The sequence below is a fragment of the Synechococcus sp. R55.3 genome (assembly GCF_047461975.1).
Taxonomy (GTDB): domain Bacteria; phylum Cyanobacteriota; class Cyanobacteriia; order Thermostichales; family Thermostichaceae; genus Thermostichus.
The window spans coordinates 1-3,031 of sequence record NZ_JANSIG010000141.1; the positions used below are offsets into that span (position 1 = coordinate 1).

Genomic DNA, 3,031 nt, shown 5'->3' on the forward strand with positions numbered 1-3,031 from the left:
CAGCCTAGAGGTCCAGGGTTGGCTTGCCGACTCTAGGGCTACTGAAAGCTCCCGCCTTTAGGCGGGGGTAGTTTACCAACACGACCCATGAAGACCAAAGACTATTGGCTTGGCTCTGACAATACAGCCGCCTCTGGATCCACTGACAAATGGGCGATCAGCCGATCCACCAGCCGCGAGAGGGTTGCCCGTTCTTCTGGGCTGAGACAGCCGTAGGTTTGCTCCCGCAACTGCCAAATCAGAGGGGGCAAAACGTCTTTCAGCTCCTCTCCTGCCGGTGTGAGGTAGACTCGCCAAATCCGCCGATCCTCAGGATCCCGCTGCCGCCGGATCAGCTCCCGTTTTTCCATGCCATCCAACACCCCGGTCATGGTGCCCCCCAACTGCTGCAGGCGCTCACAAATGGTGGAAGTCGGGATCCCGTCTTCTTCCCAGAGGCAGCAGAGCACCACCCAATGGGAGATGGTTAGGCCAAAAGGCTCTAAATAGGACTGGAACTTCCGCCGCACCAATTGAGACAACAATCGAATGCGATAGCCCAAGGAGTTGGGGGCGAGAATGTCATGCCACCGTTCTAGGAAAGCCTGTTTTTCCGATTGAACTCTTACTTTGGTTGGACTGTTTCCCATTGGCGGCCTGGAATGCTTAGAGTCTAAATCGCCCTATTTTATCTTTTACTCAGGAGAGAAGGAGCTTGCGATCCGTTCTGCACGAGTGTATGAGCCATCTCCCACCCTCTCCAGTACAGCCTAGCCCTTGCACAGCCAACGGACGATCTGCAGCCATTGCCGTTGCAAAGGATATCCATCAGGCAACACAGCATTTTCTGGCTTCGCATCAGGCTACAGCCGAGTGGGATCCCTGCCAAGCAAAAGATGGGCTCGCATGAACTGGAGTCGATAGCGCTGGAAGAGGCTGCCACAGAGATTTGCAAAGGCAGTTCGGATGGCACTAGAGTAGCGTCAAGTCTTGCCAGCCTGTCGTCTTTTGCAAGTGTCTTTGGTGAGGTCGTCATGCCGCTTATCCCACAGGGGTTGCGCCCCCATCGTCGTTTCCTCTGGGCAGGGATCCCGTTGGCCGGTGCTTTGGCCTTGGGGGCCTGCTGGAGCAATCGCACGGGTGCCGAAGTCGAGTTTCCCACATCGGCTCAGAATCCTTTCCCCCCCATCCCCACCCCACCGCCGCCGCTGCCTTCCCCAAGTGGAACTCCGGGCCTTCCCCCCTGGTGGCCTCGTGCCCAATCGCCGGAGTGGGAAGATTCCCCTTATGCTCCGGTCTTGTCCGGCTTTTTGCAGGGATTGGCAGCCCAAGGGGGAGCGCTCTCTCAACAGGGGATCCTGCTCTGGACACCGGAAGGGGATCTGTTAGCGGAGCATTTATCGGATCGGCCTTTGCCGGTGGGAGCCTTGGATCAGTTGGCCATCAGCTTGATGGCCCTGGAGACTTGGGGCTATGAACGTCGCTTTGAGACCCGGTTCTACACCACAGGCCATCTTTTGGGCCATCGCTTGACGGGAGATTTGATCCTGGTGGGTGGCGGGGATCCCTACTTCACGGAAGCGAATGTGGCAGAGCTGGCCCACCATTTGCATAGCCTCAACATTCGCCAGATCGACGGGGATGTGAAGGTGTTGTCCCCCTTGCACCTGCTGGGCCAACCCGATCCTTTGGCCGGTGCTCGGCGTTTGGCAGAGCTCCTCAGCGATACGCAACAGCCCCACCCGGTTGCCATTCGCGGCTCGGTGTCAACCCTGACAGCCCTCCCCGCGGACGCCCACTGCTTGGCTCGTTATACCTCGCTACGCCTGGGATCCCTGTTGCAAATCCTCAACGGCAGCAACGACCGGACTATGGCAGAAGCCCTGTTGGCGGAACTGGGGGGCAAAACAGCCCTGCTGGAGTACCTGCGGCAGCGGTTGGTGGCTCAGCCCATTTCCCGCCTGGATCCCGACATGGCCCCCGCCGAGCAAGACATTCGCTTTGGACAAAGGGGGCAAGCCCTGTACCTCTCCCCTCGCGCCCTAGCTCACCTCTGGGAGCAGTTGGTGGATCTCACGGACGGGGATCCGACTCGGATCTTGCCCAGAGCGGGCATTGGCCACAGCACCCTGCAGGCGCGCACCTTGCCCCCAGGCACGGTGGCTCAGGTGGGATCCGCTGCGGATCGGCTGATGATGATGGGGCAATTGCCGGATGGCACCCGCTTTATCCTGCTCAACCAAGGCCCCGACCTGGGCATTTTGAGCCAACAACAGGATCAGTTTCTGCGGGAGGTGGCGGCCATTTCCGAGCCCCTTCGCCGCTAATGCCGACAATTAGACTTCTTCTTTATGTACCTCTCCCCCACTTCCCGTTAGGGGGCGAGAGATTGCGGCCTTGCAGCTATGCAGGGCAGAGTAGTGCGCTCGCTACTGACTTGGGCGCATGGAGCCTTCAAAGAGCTGCTGAAGGCGGTGGCTAAGCAGTACGGGAAGCTGGTGATTGAAGTCTCAGCTTACTAGCGCAGGAGCCCCGCCCTCTGCCCACAGGGCGAGGGTCGGGAGGAATGCACTTTGATGAGGTACCGTAAGGGTATGACCCAAGTCCTGACCCTTTCCTGCAGGCTCAAGGTGTCTCAGTCGCAAGCCGCAAAGTTGGATGCGACCTTGGATGCCTTCGGCCAAGCCTTGAACTGGGTCAACCAAAACAAACCCGAGAAGGTCGCCAACGCCGTCAAACTTCAATCTCTGTGCTACCGCGAAATCCGTGCCCGGTTCGGCTTGTCCAGTAACTTGGCCGTACAGGTCTGCAGACGGCTAGCAGGTGCTCGTAAAGTTGCCCGACAGAAAAACCGTCCGGTCAAAGCGTTCAAGGGGGGCTTTGCTACCTATGACGCTCGTATCTTTTCATTTCGCGAGAAAGACTGGACGGTGTCGCTGACCACGGTGGAGGGTCGAGAGCGCTTTGAGCTGGCGATTGGTCATTACCAGAGAGAACAGTTGGCAGGCTCCAATCCCAAATCGGCCACTCTGGTCAAGCGCAAAGACGGTTC

At 58.6% G+C, this 3,031-nt stretch carries 2 protein-coding genes and 1 pseudogene; 2 read left to right on the plus strand and 1 reads right to left on the minus strand.

The features are described from left to right. Window positions 1-101 precede the first annotated feature (101 nt). Window positions 102-629, minus strand: a complete 528-nt coding sequence (locus tag NW849_RS14095; RefSeq protein ID WP_414358452.1) for a MarR family winged helix-turn-helix transcriptional regulator — start codon at window positions 627-629, stop codon at window positions 102-104. Window positions 630-1,013: 384 nt separating this feature from the next. On the opposite strand from NW849_RS14095, the gene NW849_RS14100 reads away from it, so the two are divergent. Together NW849_RS14100 and NW849_RS14105 are read left to right on the plus strand one after the other, a co-directional pair. Continuing rightward, window positions 1,014-2,306 (plus strand): D-alanyl-D-alanine carboxypeptidase, encoded by a 1,293-nt coding sequence (locus NW849_RS14100; protein WP_414358454.1) that lies wholly within the window; start codon window positions 1,014-1,016, stop codon window positions 2,304-2,306. A 267-nt stretch (window positions 2,307-2,573) separates the two neighbouring features. Next, window positions 2,574-3,031: pseudogene (locus NW849_RS14105) on the plus strand (RNA-guided endonuclease TnpB family protein); the annotation flags it as partial.

Coding starts and splice junctions, on each gene's coding strand:
- NW849_RS14095 (WP_414358452.1), bottom strand. CDS start 629: ATGGGAAACAGTCCAACCAAAGTAAGAGTTCAATCGGAAAAACAGGCT.
- NW849_RS14100 (WP_414358454.1), top strand. CDS start 1,014: ATGCCGCTTATCCCACAGGGGTTGCGCCCCCATCGTCGTTTCCTCTGG.